Source organism: Massilia pseudoviolaceinigra, assembly GCF_030846505.1.
Lineage (GTDB): Bacteria > Pseudomonadota > Gammaproteobacteria > Burkholderiales > Burkholderiaceae_D > Telluria_A > Telluria_A violaceinigra.
The window spans coordinates 26002-46460 of sequence record NZ_JAVCWL010000007.1; the positions used below are offsets into that span (position 1 = coordinate 26002).

Annotated in this window: 17 protein-coding genes; 10 read left to right on the plus strand and 7 right to left on the minus strand. The window is 66.0% G+C overall.

Annotated elements, in window-relative coordinates:
* Positions 1-22: 22 nt before the first annotated feature.
* On the minus strand, positions 23-3094 hold the full coding sequence (locus tag RBA40_RS08460) for a sensor histidine kinase (RefSeq protein WP_306647507.1): 3072 nt from the start codon (positions 3092-3094) through the stop codon (positions 23-25).
* A gap of 421 nt (positions 3095-3515) precedes the next feature.
* Between RBA40_RS08460 and RBA40_RS08465 the strand changes: the two genes are divergently transcribed.
* The 3 genes from RBA40_RS08465 (at position 3516) to RBA40_RS08475 (ending at position 9521) form a co-directional block, all read left to right on the plus strand.
* The gene (locus tag RBA40_RS08465; RefSeq protein ID WP_306647508.1) at positions 3516-6266 is read left to right on the plus strand and encodes a hypothetical protein; all 2751 of its coding nucleotides are present in this window, start codon (positions 3516-3518) and stop codon (positions 6264-6266) included.
* Positions 6266-8236 carry a hypothetical protein gene (locus tag RBA40_RS08470; protein ID WP_306647509.1) on the plus strand — a complete coding sequence of 657 codons (1971 nt, stop codon included), beginning with the start codon at positions 6266-6268 and terminating at the stop codon, positions 8234-8236. Before RBA40_RS08465 ends, RBA40_RS08470 begins: the two co-directional genes overlap by 1 nt.
* 520 nt (positions 8237-8756) lie before the next feature.
* Complete coding sequence (locus tag RBA40_RS08475) at positions 8757-9521, plus strand: SDR family oxidoreductase (protein ID WP_306647510.1); 765 nt, start codon at positions 8757-8759, stop codon at positions 9519-9521.
* A 36-nt stretch (positions 9522-9557) separates the two neighbouring features.
* On the opposite strand, the gene RBA40_RS08480 is transcribed toward RBA40_RS08475, so the two are convergent.
* The gene (locus RBA40_RS08480) at positions 9558-10295 is read right to left on the minus strand and encodes a DNA-binding protein (RefSeq protein ID WP_306647511.1); all 738 of its coding nucleotides are present in this window, start codon (positions 10293-10295) and stop codon (positions 9558-9560) included.
* 101 nt (positions 10296-10396) lie between these two features.
* On the opposite strand from RBA40_RS08480, the gene RBA40_RS08485 reads away from it, so the two are divergent.
* The gene (locus RBA40_RS08485; RefSeq protein WP_306647512.1) at positions 10397-10630 is read left to right on the plus strand and encodes a helix-turn-helix transcriptional regulator; all 234 of its coding nucleotides are present in this window, start codon (positions 10397-10399) and stop codon (positions 10628-10630) included.
* A gap of 49 nt (positions 10631-10679) precedes the next feature.
* Here RBA40_RS08485 and RBA40_RS08490 read toward each other — a convergent pair whose 3' ends face one another.
* Positions 10680-11342: a DUF2238 domain-containing protein gene (locus RBA40_RS08490; protein WP_306647513.1), complete on the minus strand. Its 663-nt coding sequence runs from the start codon at positions 11340-11342 to the stop codon at positions 10680-10682.
* A 234-nt stretch (positions 11343-11576) separates the two neighbouring features.
* On the opposite strand from RBA40_RS08490, the gene RBA40_RS08495 reads away from it, so the two are divergent.
* The 6 genes from RBA40_RS08495 to RBA40_RS08520 all read left to right on the plus strand — a co-directional run bounded on the left by RBA40_RS08495 (position 11577) and on the right by RBA40_RS08520 (position 15126).
* A complete protein-coding gene (locus tag RBA40_RS08495) occupies positions 11577-12359 on the plus strand; it encodes a PEP-CTERM sorting domain-containing protein (RefSeq protein ID WP_306647514.1) in 783 nt (260 codons plus the stop codon).
* Between the two features lie 2 nt (positions 12360-12361).
* Positions 12362-12763, plus strand: a complete 402-nt coding sequence (locus tag RBA40_RS08500) for a hypothetical protein (RefSeq protein ID WP_306647515.1) — start codon at positions 12362-12364, stop codon at positions 12761-12763.
* A 184-nt stretch (positions 12764-12947) separates the two neighbouring features.
* Positions 12948-13469: a hypothetical protein gene (locus RBA40_RS08505; protein ID WP_306647516.1), complete on the plus strand. Its 522-nt coding sequence runs from the start codon at positions 12948-12950 to the stop codon at positions 13467-13469.
* Between the two features lie 47 nt (positions 13470-13516).
* On the plus strand, positions 13517-13777 hold the full coding sequence (locus RBA40_RS08510; protein WP_306647517.1) for a hypothetical protein: 261 nt from the start codon (positions 13517-13519) through the stop codon (positions 13775-13777).
* A gap of 147 nt (positions 13778-13924) precedes the next feature.
* Entirely contained in the window at positions 13925-14494 is a 570-nt protein-coding gene (locus tag RBA40_RS08515; RefSeq protein ID WP_306647518.1) for a hypothetical protein, read from the plus strand.
* Between the two features lie 122 nt (positions 14495-14616).
* Complete coding sequence (locus RBA40_RS08520) at positions 14617-15126, plus strand: GNAT family N-acetyltransferase (protein ID WP_306647519.1); 510 nt, start codon at positions 14617-14619, stop codon at positions 15124-15126.
* 13 nt (positions 15127-15139) lie between these two features.
* Here RBA40_RS08520 and RBA40_RS08525 read toward each other — a convergent pair whose 3' ends face one another.
* The 4 genes from RBA40_RS08525 to RBA40_RS08540 all read right to left on the minus strand — a co-directional run bounded on the left by RBA40_RS08525 (position 15140) and on the right by RBA40_RS08540 (position 20384).
* Positions 15140-15637, minus strand: a complete 498-nt coding sequence (locus tag RBA40_RS08525) for a hypothetical protein (protein ID WP_306647520.1) — start codon at positions 15635-15637, stop codon at positions 15140-15142.
* A 240-nt stretch (positions 15638-15877) separates the two neighbouring features.
* Positions 15878-18322, minus strand: coding sequence for an FtsX-like permease family protein (locus RBA40_RS08530; protein WP_306647521.1), 2445 nt, complete (start codon positions 18320-18322; stop codon positions 15878-15880).
* Positions 18323-18332: 10 nt separating this feature from the next.
* Positions 18333-19013 carry an ABC transporter ATP-binding protein gene (locus tag RBA40_RS08535; RefSeq protein WP_099873230.1) on the minus strand — a complete coding sequence of 227 codons (681 nt, stop codon included), beginning with the start codon at positions 19011-19013 and terminating at the stop codon, positions 18333-18335.
* A 78-nt stretch (positions 19014-19091) separates the two neighbouring features.
* Complete coding sequence (locus tag RBA40_RS08540; RefSeq protein ID WP_306647522.1) at positions 19092-20384, minus strand: efflux RND transporter periplasmic adaptor subunit; 1293 nt, start codon at positions 20382-20384, stop codon at positions 19092-19094.
* Positions 20385-20459: the final 75 nt, after the last annotated feature.

Sequence of the window (20459 nt, forward strand, 5' to 3'; positions counted from 1 at the left end):
TCTAGCTCGTTCGGGCTAGGCGCTACGCCGCCTCGGCATGGGCACGCCGCCGTTGGCGCAGCTTTTGGAACAGGGCCGCCGTGCGGCGCCCGGGGTAGGCTTGCTCGGCCGGGATGTCGAGTTGCATACAGGTGCCCTGGCCAGGCGCCGAATGCAAGGTGCAGGCCGCGCCGAGCGCCCTGGCGCGCTCGCACATGCCGACGATGCCGTAGTGCTTGCGCGGCGGCGCCGTCCCCGTGGCCGGTGCCGCCATGCCGCAGCCATTGTCGCGCACCAGTACGGCAAGTGCGTCAGGGCGGTAGTCGATGACCAGTTCCACCCTGGTCGCGCGGGCGTGGCGCGACGCGTTGAACAGCGCTTCGCGCGCGATCGCCTGCACCTCGTCGCGCACCCGCGAGGACAGGGTGCGCGGCTTGCCCTGGATGCTGGCCGTGAAACGCTGCTGCAGCAGCACGCGGCCGTACTGCGCCAGCGCCTGGCCCAACTCTTCGGGCTCGCCAGCGCTGCGCAGGTCCGAAATACAGTCGCGCCCTTCGGTCATCAGCTCGTCGGCAAGCTCGAGCGTTTGCTCGATCTTGCCGCGCTCCTCGGTGCCGATCGGCAGGCTGCGCGCTTGCTGGCCGAACAGCATGATCAAGCCCTGCACGCTTTGCAGCAGCGTGTCGTGCAGGCCGCGCGCGATGCGTTCGCGCTCGGCCAGGCGCTCCTGCATCCGGTCACGCATGCGTTCGGTCAGGCGCCGCACGCGCAGCCAGTACAGAGCGCCCAACAGCGCCGCGCCAAGCAGCACCATCAGGGCGATAAACCATCCGGTTTCGACGAATCGCGGCGGCAGCACCAGTTCCAGCGTGGCGCCGGTATCGTTCCATACCCCATCCTCGTTGGCGGCCGCCACCCGGAAGCGGTAGGCGCCGGGACGCAAGTTGGTGTAGACCGCTTCGCGGCGCGTGCCGGCATCCTGCCAGCGCTGGTCGAACCCGTCGAGCTTGTAGCGGAAGTGCACCCGTTCCGGAATCGCCAGGCTCAGCGCGGTGTACGCGATGCGCAGGTCGCGCGCGCCGGTGGGCAGGCGCAGGCGCTCCTGGGCCGGGTAGGCGACGTCGCCCGAACGCAGCGAGAGCACCTGCACCGGCGGGGCCAGCCGGTTGCGCGAGACGGTGGCCGGATCGATACTGGCCACTTCGCTGGCGGTGGCGAACCAGAGCCGGCCGTCGGTACTCTGCGTCATCGATGGCAAGGGACGCAATTGCTCGGCGCTGCCCACCAGGCCGTCGAGCCCGTCGAAACGCTCGAACGGCAAGGGCCAGGCCGGCTCGCGCAAGAGACGCTCGACGTCGGCGGCGCCAATGCGGCTGATGCCGTCGGAGCCGTACAGCCACAGCTCGCCCGTGGCGGTACGCACCATGCCCGAGATGCCGCGCCAGCGCTGCCCGCCGGCGGCGCTGGCGCCGTGCCAGCGCCGGCCGTCATACCAGGCCAGCCCATCGCGCCCGCCGGCCCAGATGCGCGGGCCGTCCACCAGCAGCGATTGCACGTCGCCCAGCCGCAGGCCGTCGGCCTCGCCGAACACCCGCACCCGCGTGTCGTCGATCAGGGCAATCCGGTTGCGCAGGAAGCCGGCCCACACCCGCCCGGCGGGGTCGGTCGCCAGCGCCAGGGCCAGTCCGTCCGGCATCCCTGGCAAGCCGCCGTCCTTGCGCCACGCGCCGTCCTCGATCCTGAACAAACCCTGGCGCGAGAGCGAACCCCACATGCGGCCCTTGCCGTCGATCGTCATGGCCTGCATGTCGTGACCGGCAAGATGCGCAGGGTGCGGCAGGCGCGTGAGCCCACCCGAGGCGGCGCGCCGCCAGCGCTCGTTGAAGCTGGCCAGCCACAGGGCGCCGTCGGCGGCGCGGTAGGCGGCGGTGAGCGTCAGGCGCCCCAGGGTTTCGTGCGCGCCTTGCGCGTCGTAGCGGCGCAGCGGCTGGCGCCGGTCGCCGATGATCACGCCGCCCCGCTCGTCGGCGATCACGCCCGGGCGGTCGAACGCGGTAGCGACCGGCACCGGCCGCAGACGCGTGCGGCGCAGGCGGTCAAGGCCGGCCGAGGTGCCGATCCACAGGTTCCCTTCGCGGTCCTCGAACGCCGATTGCGGCAACGGACCGCTCATGCCATTCGCGCGCGTCAGCTGTTGCGCGCTGGCGCTCTTGCCGACATACGGGGCCTGGCGCCGTTCGAGCGCATTCACTTTCAAGATCCACATCGTGCCATCGCGGTCGAACAAGGCGCCGTTGCCGCCCAGTTCGGCACGGGGCTGCGGGTTGCCGCGCGGCGCAGCCGGCAACACACGGTAATGCTTGTCAACGCCGTCGGAGCCCCACAAGGTGCCGTCGGGCGCTTCGGCCATTGCCATCAGGTCGATATGCGGCCACGCGCGCCGGTAGCCTGCCTGGCCGGGATCGCGGAAGTAGATGCCGCCTTCGACCGATACCCACTGGCGGCCGTCGCGTCCATACAATATCTGCCGGGCCGGCTTTTCCGGCAAGCCTTCTTGCCGGCCGACGCGGCGAAAGCGCGCCGCGCCCGGCGCCAGATGGCCGAGACCGCTGCTGGTGGCGGCCCACACGCTGCCATCCGGTCCCTCCGTCATGGTCATGACAGCGCCCCGGGGCAGGCCGTCCGCTTCGGAATACAGGTGCATGCGGCCGTCCGCGAACATGCTGATGCCGCCGAAGCGCCCGCCGACCCACAAGCGTCCGTCGCGCGTGGTCAGCAGTCCCAGCGTACTGGTCGAGTGCAGGCGATGGCCCTGCACGCTGTCCATGCGCTCGAAGTCGACGCCGTCGAAGCGAAACAGGCCGTTGGGTGAACTGATCCACAACCATCCGTCCAGGGTCTGGGTGAACTGCAAGACATCGGCGGGGGCGCCGCGCTGTCCGTTCCAGGCGGTGTGGGCGTAACTGGACAGGGGAGGCGTGCCGGCATGGGCAGCGCAGGACAGGACCAGCGTCGCCCACGCCAGGCTGCGGCGCAGCACAGCGGCAGTCATGCTCACGGCCATGCCGGGGCGCTCGCTGGACGCCGCGTTTTTTTCCTCGAGATTGTTTTTCATAAAGTGTTCAGGGGCTTTCGGCACGGTGTCCGGGACACCGTGCTGGCTGCCGAATGAGTGTCTCGAATCCGATGGAAGATGGCCTCTTGCGCGTCGCGGGTATGCGGGGGCCCTCATACCGGGCCGCCCACGGTATCGGGGACGAGGCCGACCGCGTGCGCGCTATCCCCGGATGCGGTCCTGGTGTGGCCGATGAGGTCGCCGGCCGATATCGCGCACATCATACCTTGAACACCAATGACAGCCCTTGCAAACATGCCCGTCCAGCCACCCCGGGCCGGTTGAAGTAACTCTGCAAATCCGGCGCGCAAGTTCCTTTTTTACCATTTTCACCACAGTGACAATCGGTGAGATTGTCTGTAAATACAGTACCTATACTGATTTTGGTCAATCGTTCGTTAGTTCCCTGGAAGGATGCAACATGGACTCTCTACGCTCGCTCCCGCGCCGCTTTCAGCTGCGCCCATTGCTTGGTGCAATCTCACTCCTGATGGGCAGTTGCACCGCCCTGGCTGCCACGCCGCCAGGCACACTGGGGCTGGCCAACGGCCCCGCTCCGTCGGAAGTCGCCTTTCCATCGATCGATACCCCCGACATCAAGCCCGGCCGCGCACCGGTGGTCGATCTGCGTGCCTTGCCGCAGGGCGCCAGGGCGTCCCTGCCCAACCAGGACATGAGCCACGTTTTCCTGCGCATCCCGCCAGGACAGGCGGCCACCTTGTCGGCCGCCGATGTCGCCGATAAAGTGATCACGCCGCTGCTGACCGCGATGCGCTTCGAAGGGGGCATGCGGCGTCTGCGCCGCGCCCCGGATGCCGGCCTGCCGCAAACGCGCCCGCAGCTCGACGGCGTCGCCCAGTTGCTCTCCCTCGAGTACCAGGGCAACGAAAAAGCCACGCGCCCGCGCACCCTGGACATGGTCGACGCCTTCCTCGGCAAGCGCGCGCCAACCGACGACGTCGAGCGCAACCTGATGATCGCGCGCGGCCTGACCTACTCGCAGTTCAAGGCCGACATCGAACGCCAGGAAATTATCTATCCCTTCATGCAGGTCGAAGGCGACGTGCCGATCGAGCACACCATGCTGCTGGCGTCGCGCTGGGAAGGCCAGACCGTCACCAGCGTGCGCGGCTCGCTGATCCACCGCTATTCGATCGCCAACGCGCGCCCGCAAAGCCCGGAAGGGGCCGATCTGCGCGCGTATGCCGCCCTGAGCAGGGTCAAGGGCATCGACAGTGTCGACGGCAAGCGCGTGCTCGACGGTCCATTCCTGGTACTGCTGCCTTACGGTAACGACAGCGCCGGCGGCGTTTCCCTGCGCTACGCATGGCGCATGGTCGTGCGCGGCATGAGCTTCGGCAGGCCGGTGCCGTTCAGGGTCTGGTCCGATGCCGCGACCGGCACCATTTTGAAGATGCGTCCGCTCGTCTCCGATGTCAACGCCGTGGGCAATGTGTGGCGGCGCGATCCCGGCACCGGGGCGACCCAGGTGCGTACCTTCGCGGTCGACCCCGCGGTCGGCGGACAATACACGCTCAAGCTGGCCGGCGTCGTCTCGCGCGTGGACCACCAGGGCGACGGTTTCGATGCCGAGGACGTGTCGGTATCGAGCACGCTGGGGGGGAGCAGCGCCACCCTGGCGAACTTCAACCAGGCGCCCATCAACAATGGCGCGAGCGGCGTCTGTTCCAGCGGCGCCAATCCGAGGTTCCAGCAGGTTAACTACTTCGGCGTGTTCCATATGAATTGGAAGACGTCGATCTCGCACGGGATCTTCACGCCCTTCCCGACCAGCCCATGGAACCCGCGCATCGAGTCGGGCTCGGCCGGCTGCAATGCCTGGTCCAGCATGGACTTCGGCGCCTGCCAGGGCTACTTCGACGCGGCATGTCCCAACTATTCGGATGGCACGACGGCCGGCGCCAACTACATGAACTTTGCCCACGACAACACGGTCGTCAGCCATGAGCTGGCGCACAATGCCGTGCAGCGATTCACCGACGACCGCCCCAGCAACTGGTGCGGGATGGCGCCTTGTGCCATTCCGGTGGGCATGAGCAAGTTGCACGACCTGGCCGACGCCTGGGCCGACCATTTCGATAACACCAACTGCACCGCCGGCTGGGTCGCCAAGAACCTGGGCGGCGTGAATGCCAGCAACAATTGCCAGGGCAGCCGCGGCCACGACGAGGCCGGCAGGTTGCCGCGCCTGCATGAAGTGACGACGCCGTTCAATCCCGCCATCCCGGGCGACCATTTCCCGGAACACCGGGACTTTTCGACCATCGACTACGCCGACATGCAGATCGGTTCGGCGATCCTGTGGCAGGTGCGCGAGGGCATGCGCAGCAAGTGCAGGCCGTCCGGGCATCCGCAGTATTTTGTGCGCTTCACGCGCGCGCTCAAGAACGCCGGCCTGTCCGGGGCGCCCGGAAGCGGCGACCGCGGCATCTACAACGTGCTGCGCGATCTGGAACTCGAAATGGTCGAGCAATGGGCCACATCCGGCTTGCCGGGCGGTCCGCCGGCGTTCGCGCACAACGGCAACCATACGACCAACAAAGTGCTTGCCGGGTTCGCGAAGGGCGGCGTGTTCGCCCTGCCATCGGCCTGTATCGACGGCGACAACACCACCTCCGATGCGGCCATCTGCCCCGCCGGCGAAAATGGCGGCGACGCGGTGATCGACATGAACGATAACGATCTCGCCGACGATCTGGTGGTGGACGGCATTTCGCACCGCGAGACGGACTTCCTCAAGCTGGGCGGCCCCGCACCGACCTTCCAGGTCTGGACCGGCCCGCGCTTCCGCTTTACCGGCACCAGCGCCCGCCCCGTCAGCGGCACGGCGATCTGCAATGCCAAGTATATTGTTGAAGCGTCGACCGATCCGGCCTTCTCGCCGGCATCGACCATCAACAGCGGCTGGCGCGTGGTCGACCTGAACACCGCCACGCCGGCGTCGCCGGAATGCTCGGATACCTGGACGCCGAATGCGGCGCAGTGGACAACGCTGCAAAGCGGCGGCCACCTCACGCGCCTGTACTACCGCACCCGCACGCGCGACGCCCTCGACGGCAACGAACGCATCTCCACCTCTCCGGCCGCCGGCCTGTGGACCGTTCCGCCGCCCTATGCCGTCATCACCACCACGGGAGGATCGGACTACTGATGCGCGCCCCACACCAGAGCAAGAGCGCCGGGCGCGTGATCGCCGCCCTGTTCGCCGTCGCATCGATCGGACAGGCGTTCGCCGCCTCCTTGCCGTCGGCGCGGCGCGTGCTGGAGCCGCCCCTGGCGGGCGCCGCGATGGCGGTCGTGGACGGCCGCTTGTGGGTGGCCAGCCGTGGCGGCGGCCTGATCGGGTATGAACGCGCTGTGCGCACCATGCGCTTCGATGTCGGCCAGGGCTTGCCCTCGGCCGTCGCGCAGGAACTCGCAGCGCTGCCCGACGGCCGCCTGGTGGTGGGCACCCAGGGCGGCCTGGTGCTGGTCGACCCGCGCGAGCGCAGCAGCACGCCGATCGCGCCACCAGGCACGGGCCAGCAAACCATGGCGGCCGACCTGGTGCTGGCGGCCAACCAGGGGAGCTCGGTGATCTTTCAGCTCACCGAGCTCGATTCCTACGGTGCCGAGGGCCAGCCTGAAGCATCGCTATGGCACTGGGATGGCCAGCGCGTGCAACCCTGGGACCTGCGGCTCGGCAGCGGGGTCGTGGCCACGGCCGGCCTGGCCGACCGCAAGGATGGCTGTTTTCACCTCGCCGGCATCCAGGTCGATGGCGCGGCGCAGCGGCCCTGGTATGCGCGCCAGTGCGGTGGGCAGCTGCGTACCTGGCGCCTTGCCGACGGCGCGCCCGCCGGCACCATTGGCGTTGCCGCCATCGCCAGGGCAGCCGATGGCCGCTCCACCATCCTGGTGATGGTGACCCAGTCCGCGGCCAATCCCGCCTCGCGCCGCCATGTCGTGATGAACCTGGACAAGAATGGCCGGCTCAGGCCCCACTGCTCGAAAGCCAGCTTCAAGGAGCAGGTGACAGGGCTGGTGCAATCGGGCCCGGACCTGATCGTCGCGCGCGCCGGCGCCGGCGTTCATGCCTTGACCTGCGGGCCGCTCAAGCCGCTGTCCGTCGACCCGCGTGTGAGCAACGCCACCGCATTGACGCATGACGCCCGCCTCGGCCTGCTGGTGGCCACCGACGCCGCCGTCTGGCAACTTGGGAAGGGCGGCACGCCGCTGGCCTTGACGCCTGCGCCCGGGCCCGGGATTCCCATCGACGCCTTGCCGATGGAGTACAAAGCGAAGGGCGCGCTGGCGCTTCTCAGCTCACCGACTGCCGGCCTCCTGGAGCTGGCACGCAGCGCTGACGGCTGGCAGGTGGCACGCCGGTGGCGGGCCGGTATCGACCTGCCGGCCGCCGTGTACGGCGCCGCCGCCTACGCGCAGCCGGACCAGATCATTGCCGTGCAGCTGTCGCAGGGCCTGCTACGTCTGCGGCCAGGAGGAATGCAAGCGGTGGAGCTTGAGCAAGGCGCAATGCCGCTCGATGTGGCGATAGCGCCCGGCGGCATCTGGATCGCGGCCGGCAGCACGCCGTTGGGCGGCGGTTCGGCCGGCCTGCACTTCCTGCCCAACGAAGGCAGCGCCCGCTTCGTACCGTTGCCGGACCGCCAGGCACAGCCGAGCGGCCGGCTGATGGCCTGGCCTGACGGCCGGGCATGGGCCGGCACGCGCATTGGCATCATTGAAGCCGACGCCAGGGGAAGTCCACGACGCATATCGGCAGAGCGCGTTGAAGCGCTGTACCGCAATGCGTCACGCAATATCGTCGGTGCGGTCGGGGCTACCGTGCAGTACTGGGACGGCGAGCGCATGGTCCCCGTGCTGTTTGCGATCGAGCCCGCGCCGCTTCGCCCGCTGGGCCATCCGGTCGATCTTGTCATCGACGATGCGGGCCGGTGGTGGATTCTGTTCTCGGCAGGACAAGTGGTGCTGCTCGATGCGGAGCGGCGCCATGTCGCGACGCTCGATGAGCGATCCGGTATTCCGCCATCGGGCCGGCGGCTGCTTTATTTGCCCGGCTCGCGCGAGGTGCTGATCGGCTCGGCCCGGGAAGGCATGTTTTCGCTGACCTGGCCTTGAGGCTGGGCTTGTCGGCGCATCATCGTTGTTGCTTGCATCGGCGGAGAGCAGAAGGTCGCGACAGGGGGGACGGGCAGGCCCCGACGTGGTGGTTGTTAAGCATTGGCTAATCATCCTGTCCGCCACCTTATCGCGCTTTCGCCTGCGCCGGAATGCCATCGGCATGACGGGCATCTTGCTGCGGCGCTGGCAGGCGCTGTGTTGTTGTGCGGCCTCGTGGGGGCGGCGAACATGCCGCTGTTCTCGAATGTCGATGCGCCGGCCACGCCGCTGCTGTCCCCCGCGCATGGGGCCGCGTGGCCCTTCGGCTATCTTCACGCGTCGCATTCCATCGCCGGCGGCGGCTTGCTCCCATGGGCGGTGACTGTGGGAGCGGCGCACGCCGGCAGCCCGCAATGGAACAATTGCCGGGTTCAATCAATCCGCGCCCGCAGCATGTCACAGCAAGAAACGGATAGATCGGCGATCAAGCCGTCCCTATGCTGAAAGCCCGACAGACAACCAGCATAAGGATAGGTAAATGAACCAGTTATCAGGCAAGGTGGCAATTGTGACGGGCGCAAGTTCAGGCATTGGCTACGAGACGGCCAGACTGTTCGCGCGCGAGGGCGCCAAAGTGGTCGTTACGGCGCGCCGGCAGGCCGAGCTGAACGTGCTCGTCGCCGAGATCGAACGCAGCGGCGGTGAAGCGATTGCCGTCGCCGGCGACATCAGGGAAGAAGACACTGCCCGCGCGCTGGTGGAAGTGGCCGTCGGCAGCTTCGGCGGACTCGATATCGCCTTCAACAACGCCGGCACGACAGGCGACAGCGTGCCCGTTGCCGACATGTCGGCCGAGGCCTGGAACGCTATCCTGGGCACCAACCTCACCAGCGCCTTCCTCGGCGCGAAATATCAGATTCCCGCGATGCTCAAACGCGGTGGTGGCTCGATCATTTTCACATCGACCTTTGTCGGCCACACCGTCGGCTTTCCGGGAATGGGCGCCTATGCGGCCAGCAAGGCCGGCCTGATCGGCCTGATGCAAGTCATTGCGGTCGAATATGGTACGAAGGGCATCCGCGCCAATGCGCTTCTGCCGGGCGGCACCGATACGCCGATGGGGCGCGCCGTCGCCAATACGCCCGAAGCGCGCGCCTTCGTCGAGGGGCTGTATGCATTAAAGCGTCTGGCGCGGCCACAGGAGATTGCACAATCGGCGCTCTACCTGGCCTCCGACGCATCGAGTTTCACGACCGGATCGAGCCTGATCGCCGATGGCGGCGTGTCCATTAACCGGACATGAACCGCATGCCGGTGATGCGCGTAGCGCGGCCCTAGGCTACTGCTGCGCGCGCAGCGCTTCCGCCTCGGCCCGCAAAGCGCTGCGGTCTGCGTTCGATGCATCGAGCCGGGCGCGCAGATCCTTGATCTCCGCCTCGAAATTGTCGCGCGCGGTCACCGCGCCGATCAGCTCCATCTCGGCGGCGAGGCGCGCATCCGATACCGCCGCCTGCGACGCCACATTGCGCTCGATCTGTGCGCGCAAGTCCACCAGCTGCTCATTCTTGCCTTCGATGGCCAGCTGGTCTTTTGCTTTGCCCACCAGCGCTTCGGTGGCCACCAGGCGCGCGTTGCGCAGCTCCACCGTCAGGCGCTGGATATCCTCGTCCCGCTCAGCCACTGTCGCCAGAGCCTGGTCGCGCGCGATCGTCATGCTCGTCAACTGTGTGCGCAAATCGTTGCGCTCGGCTTCGAGCTGCTGGCTTGCGGCGAACAGGTCCGCCATGTCGCTCTCGGACTGCGCCAGCGCGTCACGCACGCCGGCCCCGGCCTCGTGCGCGAACTGCTGGGCCCAGTTGCTCAGGACCGTCGCGACCGACTCCGGAATATCCGCCCTGGGCGGCTCGGGCGGTGTGGCCTCGTTGGCGCGCCAGGCGAGCAGATGCTGGTGAATGGTGTTGGGAGAACCGGTGCCGAGCGCCTCGCGCACCGCGTCGATGCTGATCCGCGTGCCGTCGTCCCGCAGGCTGATGGCCGCCTCTGCAACTTCGTCGTATGTGACTTCCTGGCGTGCCATAAGTCGTCTCCGGTAGGGATATCGTTGAGGATAGCTAACATCATACGCCGCGACGACAATCGGCCGCGCCCTTCTGCCTGCCACGCATTCACGCGAACGCAATGCCGGGCCGCGCGTGGCTGGCATGCAACGTTGCACCAAATTCCCGTTACCTTTGCCAGAACAGCAATGTAAGGAGTTCTATACTGGCGGCGGCGCTCGACGTCAGCCGCCAGACCGTGCACTGCATCGAGACCGACAAGTACGACCCCAGCCTGCCGCTGGCCTACAAGATCGCGCGCCTGTTCGGCACCAGCATCGAAGACGTGTTCGACCTGGAAGCGCCATCGCACTGAGCGGCGGCCCGCGCCTGTCCCGTTAAGCACGTTTCCAGTCTTTCCCGCTTTATAGTTCAACGCCGGCATGAGGGCGCCGCCCGCCGGATGGCGCGCGCAACGCCGACCAGGCCCACAGCAGGCTGCCCAAGGTGGCCAGCAGCATGTCCTTGTGCGCATCCCACATATCGCCCTGTTGCCCGTTGTACGACTCGGCGTCCTCCGACGACAAGATCATCGCCACCGCGAACTCGAACCATTCGTACCAGAGGCTGGTGACCATCACCGCCGACACGGCAATATAGAATCCCAGCCGCACCGACAGCCCGCGCCGGGAAGTGAGGTAGGAAATGGCGCCTGGCGTGAAGCACAGGCCGAACAGGAAATGCACGAGCCGGTCGAAGTTATTGCGCGTCCACCCGAACGATTGGTCGATGGAAATGTGAAACAGCGCCTGCCCCCACGCATCGTACGGCACGTTGGAATACAGCCAGCGCGCGGCGATGGAGTGTACCGACAGGAACACGGCAATGAGCAGGAAATCCACGTCGGCCAGGCCACCGCGCCGCGAAAACTTCCACAACAGCGCAAAGCCGACCAGCGTGAGCGAACTATGCAGCGCTTGTTCCACCGGCCACGGCGGATTGATCCACGTAGCGACGAAGATGAGCAGCATGATGACGGTGGACGTGCGCTGGGAAGGGTACATGGCTGTAAAGTAAAAATGAAACAAGAACTGGTCCGTTTCCGGCAGTCCGCTTGGGACGTTATGGTATGCGATGAATCAGCATTGCTTGATGAAAATATATCCTGTTCACCACCGCCGCGGATCGCCAACGCGACGGCAGACGAATATGTCTTGCCACAGGCCCCTGCCTGCTCGGGAAAGTGGTATCGTTTTGTTATGCTTGACGTTTGACTGATGGCTGTCCAGAGGGCGATGGCCGCTCGACCCGAAAGGATTACCATGCCGCATTCTATTCACCGGCTGTGCCACGTCGCGCTTGCCGCCAGCGCCTTGTGCGCGTTCCCGGCCCAGGCGCAGCTGGCGTCGGCCAGCTCGGACATTACCGGCTTCAGCTACCGCCTCGTCGATCTCGACCTCGCGGACGGCATCACGCCTTCCATCACGATTATCCCGGCGGACCAGAGCAATATGATCCGCCGCTCGTTTAGCATGTACGGCAACAGCGCGGTGCACCAATTCTTTACCATCGGCGATATCGGCACGACCGCGACCAGCGAAGCGTTCGGCTCATCTTCCACCCATACGGGTGGTGACTTCATGCAGGCGCAGGCTCAGTACACCGCAGTAACGCCAGGCTATCAGACCTTCGGCAGCGAAAACGAATACCGCTTCAAGTTCAGCCTCACGCCATCGACCAGGCTGGAGTTTTCCGCCGATATTGCCCTGCGCGCGAACGACACTGGCGGCGCGATACAGGCGGTGTCGGGCGTGACGGTCCAGGGTCTTTTCGTGTGGACCCCGCCCGAGGTGGTCGATTACACCGCCTTTAACTACACCGCCTCGGTGGAGGACGGTACCCGTAGCGAACATGTCCTCGGCGAGCTGCGCAGCGGCGCCATTGCGTTGGATGGCTATTTCAAGATGACCAACAGCGCCAGCGTCTATGCTGATCCGCCGCCACCGGTCCCCGAACCGCAGACCTACGCGATGCTGCTGGCCGGCCTGACGCTGCTCGGCGCCTGTGCGCGCCGGCGCCGGCGCCAGGCTGTATCGGCCCGATGAGCGTGCCAGACACACATGCCGCCCACGGCCCCGTGCCGCCGGCTGCCGCCAATCGTACCCTTACCGAAGCCGAGCTCGGACTCGTGCGCCACATGCTAGGCAACGGCGCCGCCGACGCACAGCAATACCTCGGCCAGGTGGACTTGCTGGAGGTCACGCCATGGCGCTGCGGATGTGGCTGCTCCAGCATCAACTTCCAGATACGGGGCCGTCCCCCCGCCCCTGCTGGTGTTCACGTCCTTGGCGATTTTGTGTTCGGCACCGGTGACGATCTGGCCGGCATATTCATCTTTTCAAGCCAGGGTGTGCTGAGCGGAATAGAGGTCTACGGTTTGGCCGGCGCCGCGCCATCGTTCCTGCCCTCGCCGGACATGCTGCGTCCCTGGGACGGTGCCGCTGGCTGACATGCTGTTCTCAGCAGCATGAATGCCGCTGCTCCGTCGGCCCGGCCGGACAAATAGAAAGCGCCGCGTTCAGGCAGGCTACAATCCCGTCTGCCCCCGTCTGAACCCAGATCCCACGCACCGGAACCCCAGCATGCGCAATCATCTAGTCGCCCTCGCACTTTGCTTTGTCACTACCACGAGCATGGCGCAAGCCACCACGTATGAACCGTCCATCGGTGTATCGTTTCCCTCTGAAATCGCCGGCCTGACCTTCCAGGGGCGCACGGCGTTTCCGCAAAAGGCACTCGGCGTGGCGATCGAATATACCGGTAGCGACAGGGGAATGCGCGGGGCGCTGTATATCTACAATGGCGGGCTGGCCTCCGTGCCCGCGGATGTCGACGCGCCGGTCGTGCGCAAGCATTTTGAACAAGTCATCGCCGACCTGAAAGCATGGGATGGCACGGGCAAGGTGCGCATGACGCAAGTCGTCGGAAAAACCGAAAGAACCACCACGTTCGCCGGTTGCGGCCCCCAGTTCATCGTGCGCGAGTTCGAGATCGACCTGCCGGAAGGCACACTGGCCTCGGCATCCTATCTGACCACCATGAAAAACAACTTCGTCAAACTGCGCGTGAGCTATATGAAAAGCGCAGTGCAGGGACCGCAGGCGGCGCAGAAATTCGTCCAGCAGGTTCGCCAACTGCTCGGCGGCTGTCAATAAGCCCCGCTGGCCGCCACGTTTAACGCCCTCAACGAAACCGTGCGCTCGTGAACCGCGACCATCTCGCGTCGATCGTCACGGTCCTGGCCATGTTCGTGGTGATGGCCGTGTCGTCCTCGTTCCCCACCGTCTCCGGCATGGTGTGGACCATGTTCGGGCTATGCGTCCTGGCCAGAATCGTGGTCGCTATAAGCAAACCGGTCAACTATCACGCGATCGCGATGACAGAGGACGGTTTCCATTTTTACCAGTTTGACGGCGGAACCGGCGAAGGGCGCGCCGGGATGAGATACGCAACGTCCGCTTGAGCCGCTATGTAGACCCGTTCGCCAACCACCATGCGACCGAATGGCTGATCGACACCGCCGGCGCGGGCCGGCGTCGCATCATGGAAAACCGGCTTGTGGCAGTGTTACGCGCAGCCCGGCTGGGGAGAACCAATAAGGCTAGTTGCGATGGTATTTGTCATTGTCTTTTACCGTTGGCGGCCTGGCGCCACATTGCATAAAATGACATATGAAACATCCATTCGCCAACTCAGCCCCCATTCCAACAATGATGCCAAATCCGCTTTCCGTCACTGGCTCCTCAGCGAACGGTACTTCGCGATGAACTACTGCGAACCTTTTCCCAGACGCGTGCTGTATTTCGTCTTCGGCGCCTTCATAACGATTGGTAGCATTGCCCTTGGTTTTTCTTTGCTAGCCAAGCGCGCCGAGCTTAATCAGGGCGAGGCGGTTTTCAACTCGCTGTTCATTCTTGTGATCTTGTGCTGCGGCATCGGGCTCATGACAACGTCGGTACGCTTCCGGCTCACCCTGACGCCACGCTCGCTCACCCTGCGCCGCGCATTCACAACCCGGACAATTGCGCGCAGCGACATAGCGGACTACGGGAAGATGACGTTGCAAGGTAATACAACCTTGTACTTGTTCTCTTCGCGGCAAAGACGGGCCATTATGCGTATCCCGTACGTCTTCGAGGACGGTGACGCCGTGATGGCCTGGATGGCGCAACGTCGATAATAATCGTTGCAGCCGGGCCCAATCTGTACGCCGGCATTGTCGAACAGCGTAGCGGCGACGACGTGACCGTCCGTAGCGGACTGGGTTATCATCGTCATCCGACTCCCTTCACTGGCCTTCCCATGCAGATTCGCCGCCTTGTTCCCTCCGATGCCTCCGCGTTCCAGTCGCTGCGTCTGGCGTCCCTGCAGGAATGCCCGTCCGCCTTCAGCGCCAGCTACGAGGAAGAGTGCGACACGCCGCTGTCCACCATCGAAGCGCATATGGCTCCAGATTCGGGACGCAACCGCTTCGGCGCTTTCGATGGCGCGGAACTCGTTGGCATCGTCGGCGTGGGCCGCGAGAGTGCGCCCAAGCTGCGCCACAAGGGCTTCGTGCGCGGCATGGTGGTGGCGCCGGCCTGGCGCAACAAGGGCGTCGGCCGGCAGCTGCTCGCGCACGCGCTGGGCTTCGCCGATGCCATGCCCGGGCTGCGCCAGGTAACGCTGACCCTCACCGCCGGCAACGCGGCAGCACTGGCACTGTATGAATCGATGGGATTTCGCATAGTCGGCCACGAGCCGCGCGCCCTGTGCGTCGACGGTGTGTTTTACGACGACGTCCACATGCTGCGCGACGTCGGCGCAGGCTGATTCTCCAACTGCGTCACCACAGGTGACGCTGATGATCGATGCGCGCGATTGGCGGTTTGCTTGCCATCAGTTCGTTGGCCCGCAGCGCCGGGCCGTGGAAGATGTTGAACACGACCTTGCGATACACCCAAGCGCTTTCTTGCGCCATGCGATAATTCCCGATGATCCGCACCCAGCAGTTCGGTTCCAGCAGCACGTCGGAAACGGCTTTCGCCGGTCTGCGCCGGGTGTGATAGCCAAGGAAAGCGACATGTATGCCTGCCGCCGTGTGCTCGATAGTGAGCGGAAAGGCCTCGCCGTGCTGTTGGGCGAAACGAACCACTTCCGTACCATGATCGATGGCGAACTGGCGGCTTTCATAGGACCGCACAAGATGCAACAGAACCGGATCGGACAGCGCGCAATCGGGAATCAAAACGCGCTCCGGAACGGCGTTTCGCAAAACCGATCCCGGCGCGCCGCGCGATGCGCCGGTCCACCACGTTTCGATGATCTGAATCAGTGTCTGCATGCGGATACCTGAAATGAGTATTGGCTGCCGCAAAAGTGCGGGCCGACCGTTCCGATTCTACCGCACGACACATGTAAAATGGCTGGGTCAGGGATGCCCAGGCGCTCTCCAGCGGGCCCCCGACAGGAACAATAAAGGCGCCGATGTGAATGCGAACGTCTCTCTCCCCATCGGCTGCGTCAGCGCCACCGCCATCGCCGCAATCTCATGGAAACCAATTCATGAAGCTGCGCTGAGTACTTACACCCGCAGCGCGTCCGCCGGCAGCATGCGCATCGCCAGCCACGCGTGGCGCGCCACAGCCACCAGCGCCACCGCCACGGTCGACGCCAGCGCAAACAGCAAGGTCCAGTAACCGATCGGCGCGTGCTCGACATAGGTCGCCAGATAACTGTTGATTGCCAACGCCGCCAGCGGCAATGCGATCAGCGCCGCGATCGCGGCCAGCGTGCCGATTTCACGCACCACCAAGAGGCCAATGGCGGACCGGCGCGCCCCGTGCAGCTTGCGCAGCACGATTTCCTTCGAGCGCCGCTGCACCGTGTGCGCCGCCAGCACGTACGTGCCGAACGCCGCGATAGCCAGCGCGATGCCGGTGGCAATCGCCAGCAGCTTGGCCACCCGCGCATCCTCGGCATAATTGAGCGCCAGGATCGCATCTGCGCGGTGCGTCTTGATCATCGCATCGGGAAAATACCGGGGCCATAAACTGCGCACCGCCGCCTCGACCGGCGCCAGCGCACCCGTTGCGCGCACGCTCAGCGTCATCCCGGCGGTCCACAGCTCGTAAGCCATCGCATGCGGCGGTTCGCGCAGCGACTGGAAGCGCAGTTCCGGTGCAATGCCCACCACGCGCTTCTGAAGGACCTTGTTATCGAAGCCGGTAAACAACAGCGTCTGGCCCAGCGCGGCCTCGGGACTGGCGAAGCCGAGATCGCGGGTGGCGATCGCGTTCAACACCAGCGGTACCGGATCGTCTTCCTTGTCGACGGCGGCGCCGAACAGCCGCCCGGCGCGCGGCGCGATGCGGTACTGCTCGAAAAACGCCGCGCTGACCGACTTCATTTCCATCGATGCGCTGATCCCGTCCGGGCGCTTGAGGTCGCGCAGCCACGACATCTGATGGCGTCCCACGGCGTCTTCCGAGATCGCGGTGCCGGCCACGCCCGGCTGGGCCGACAGCGCCGCGACGAAGCTGCGCACGCGGGCGCTGTCGCGCATCGTTTCCGGCAGGTCGACAATCAGAAGTGGCGCCGGATCGAAACCGGGCGAGACGCGCATGGCATACGCGGTTTGCCACGCAATCGCCAGCGTGATGCCGGCAAAGCCCATGGCGGTGGCCACCTGCACCACCGTCATCACGCGGCGCAGCTGCATGCCGCGCGCCGACTCGCTGTCGCCGCGCCCCGCCAGCGCCTGGCTGGGACGCACGCGTATGGCGATCCACGCTGGATACGCCGCCGTCAGCGCGCCCAGCGCCAAGCCCAGGGCCAGCGCCGCGCCGATATTGGCGCCTGACAGCATGCCATCGAGCTTGCGGTCGACCAGTTGCGCGAACAAGGGCAGCGCCATCCACGCCAGCAGCAGGCCCAGGCCCGTCGCCAGCAGCGCCACCAGCATTGATTCGGCCAGCAGCTGCAAAACGATCTGGCGCACGCCCGCGCCCAGCACCTTGCGCATGGCCACCTCGCGCTGGCGCCGCAGCACCCGCACCGCCGCCAGGTTGACGTAATTGATGGCGGCCATCGCCAGGATCAGCGCGGCCATCGCCGCCAGTGCGGCAATCACCACCGGGTTGCCGCGCTCCCCGGCCGCGATCACCTCGGTCTGTCCCATGTCGCGGTCGAAATAGGCGTCCCGCAGCGACGACAGCGCGACATCCATCACCTTCCGTTTCCCCAGCCGCTGTTTGGTTTCCGGCGGAACGTTCTGGATGCCGGGTGCGTCGTCAACGGCCTGCTGCAACGATGCCGTCAACGCAGCCACCGACGCCGCGGGATCGATGCGAACCAGCACCTTGCCCCACCAGCCCGATTTCCCCGTCATCATCTCTTCCTGCACGTGCGCCTCGGCCAGCACTGAACGCACGCCCACCAGCACCTCGAACGGGATGGTGGTGTTGGCGGCCGGCGTGCGCAGCACCGCCGTGGCGCGCAGCAGCTTGCCCTCGACCAGCATGGTGCGCCCCACGATATCGGCCGTGCCGAAATGGTTGATCGCCGCCGCTTCGGTGATGGCAAAGCCTTCCGGCCGCTCCAGCGCGGCCTTGAGGTTCCCGCGCACTGCCTGCAAGCCGAGGATGCCGGCGAATTCCGGCATCACCGTCAGGCCGTCCATCGCATGCAGCTGGCCATTGATGGTCGTCGTCAGTCCCTTGATGTGCGGGCGCGTCGGAATGTAGGCGGTCGAGGCGATCACGCCGGGCGCCTTGGCGGCGGCCATGCGCAGCATCATCGGCGCCTGGTCGAACCACGGCGCCTTCGGGTCCACGTTGTAGCGCTGCTTGACGATGTAGACGTGATCGGCGCCGGGAACCTCGGCGTTGTACTTCCATGAAAAACGCACGAAGCCAAACAGCAGCAGGGCCGCCGCAAAGCCCACGCCCAGGCCGGCGATGACGACCAGCGAATACGCCGGTTCCTGCAGCAGCGTGCGCCAGCCGATACGAAAATCCGTAAGTTTCATGATCGCTCCCTCACGCCGCTTGCAGCGCATCGACCAGAATGCGGCCGTCGAGCAGGCGCAAGGTGCGCGATGCCTGCGCCGCATGCGACGGCGAGTGCGTCACCATGATGATGGTGGTGCCTTCCGCATTAATCTGGCGCAGCAGGCGCATGACGTCATCGCCATGCGCGCTATCGAGGTTGCCGGTCGGTTCATCGGCCAGCAGCATCGCGGGGTTTGCCACCAGCGCGCGCGCGATCGCCACGCGCTGCTGCTGCCCGCCCGATAGTTGCGAGGGCCGGTGTTTGGCGCGGTGCGCCACGCCCAGCTTGTCGAGCATTGCCGCGACGCGCTCGCGCCGTTCTTTGGCCGGCACGTTCATGTACTCCAGCGCCAGTTCCACATTCTCGGCCACCGACAATTCCTCGATCAGGTTAAAGCTCTGGAAGATGAAGCCGATGCGCCCGCGCCGCAGCCGGTTCAGCTGCGCTTCGCTCCACCCGGCCACGTTCTGGCCGTCGAACCAGTATTCGCCGCTGTCGGGCGTGTCGAGCAATCCCAGCACCGACAGCAGGGTCGATTTGCCGCAGCCGGACGGCCCGGTGATGGCCACGTATTCGCCGGCATCGATATCGAGCGTGATGCGGTCCAGTGCCGTGGTGCGCACTTCGCCGCCCTGGAACGTTTTGCTGACATTGAGTAGCTTGAGCATGCCGTCCTTCTGTCGTGGTGTGGGGTGGATTGATGTGGGGTTCATTGTGTCATCTCCGGGTAGGCAAACATGAAAAATCTAGTCCAGGAACTGCAGCCGGGCCGCCTTGCCATAGCCGGCATACGACGAGACGATGACCCGCTCGCCCGGCGCCAGGCCAGCGAGGACCTCGACCTGGGTGTTATTGCGCCGGCCGGTGCGAATTGCGCGCCGCCCGGCTGTTCCTCCATCCTTGTCCAGCACATACACCGCCACGCCGCCGCTGTCGTTGACGAAGGCGTCGTGCGGCAGCAGCAGCGCCTCGCTGGCGCCGCCCAGCGTAACCAGCGCTTCCATGCCCTGGCCCGGGTTGAGCGTTGGCGGCTGGCCGTCGGCGAACGCCAGTTCCAGCGCAAAGCGGCCCTCCTTGATTTGCGGGTAGATCCGGCTCACCGTCAGCGCGTGCGCGCGGCCGTTGATGGTGGTCGTTCCCTGGCGGCCCACCGCCACCCGGTTCAGGTAATACTCGTCGACCCGCGCGGCCAGCTTGAACTGGTCCACGTCGTCGATGCGGCCCAGGTGCTGGTCGGGCTTGACGGTTTCGCCGACCTGCAAATGAAAATCGGTCAGGCGGCCCGACACCGGGGCCCGCACCGCCAGCGCATCGATGGTGGCGTTGACCAGCTGCAGGCCAGCTTCGAGCCGGCCGATGGCTTGCTCCATCTGCCTGACGGCGTCGCGCTGGGTGGCCGTTTCGCTCTTGTAGCCGGCCTTCTCGCTCTCGTACAGGCGGCGCTGCTGCGCCACGCGATCTTGCGAGTCTTCCAGCGCGTTCGACGACACGAAGCCCTTCTGCGCCAGCGCTGCATTGCGCGCGTGCTGCTTGTCGGCCAGGGCCAGGGCGAACGCCAGTTCGGCGCCGCGCCGCTCGCGTTCCCTGCGGCTCGCTTCGAGCGCGATGCGCAGGTTGGTCAGGTTGGAAATCTGCTGCGCGTGCTCCGCCTCGCGCGCCAGCAGGTCCAGTCGGCGCTGCGGGTTCGACAGCCGGAACAGCACCTCGCCCTGCTTTACGGGCGCACCGTCGCGTGCGAAGACTTCTTCCACCCGGCCCGATTCGACCGCGTCGAGCATCACCGAGTGCAGCGGCGCGGCGATGGCGCGCAAGGCCACGTCGTCGCGGAACACGCCGCGCGTCACGCTCGCGATGCGCGCGTCCGCCCGCGCCACCTGCAAGCCGCGCGGAAGCTGCTGCCACAAGGCCGCGCCGCCGGCCAGCAGGGCCAGCGCGAGCGCCGCGGCGCTCAAGGCGCGTCTGCCACGGCGCCGCTGCAGCGGCTGATCCATGGCGGCGCCGCTGCTGCGCTCTGCTGGTGGGGCTATCGGAACAATCATGGCGACGATCGGGCTGTGAAGTAATGCACGGATGGATCGCAACATCCGTGCCATGCGCCCGCCAGGGGCAAGCGC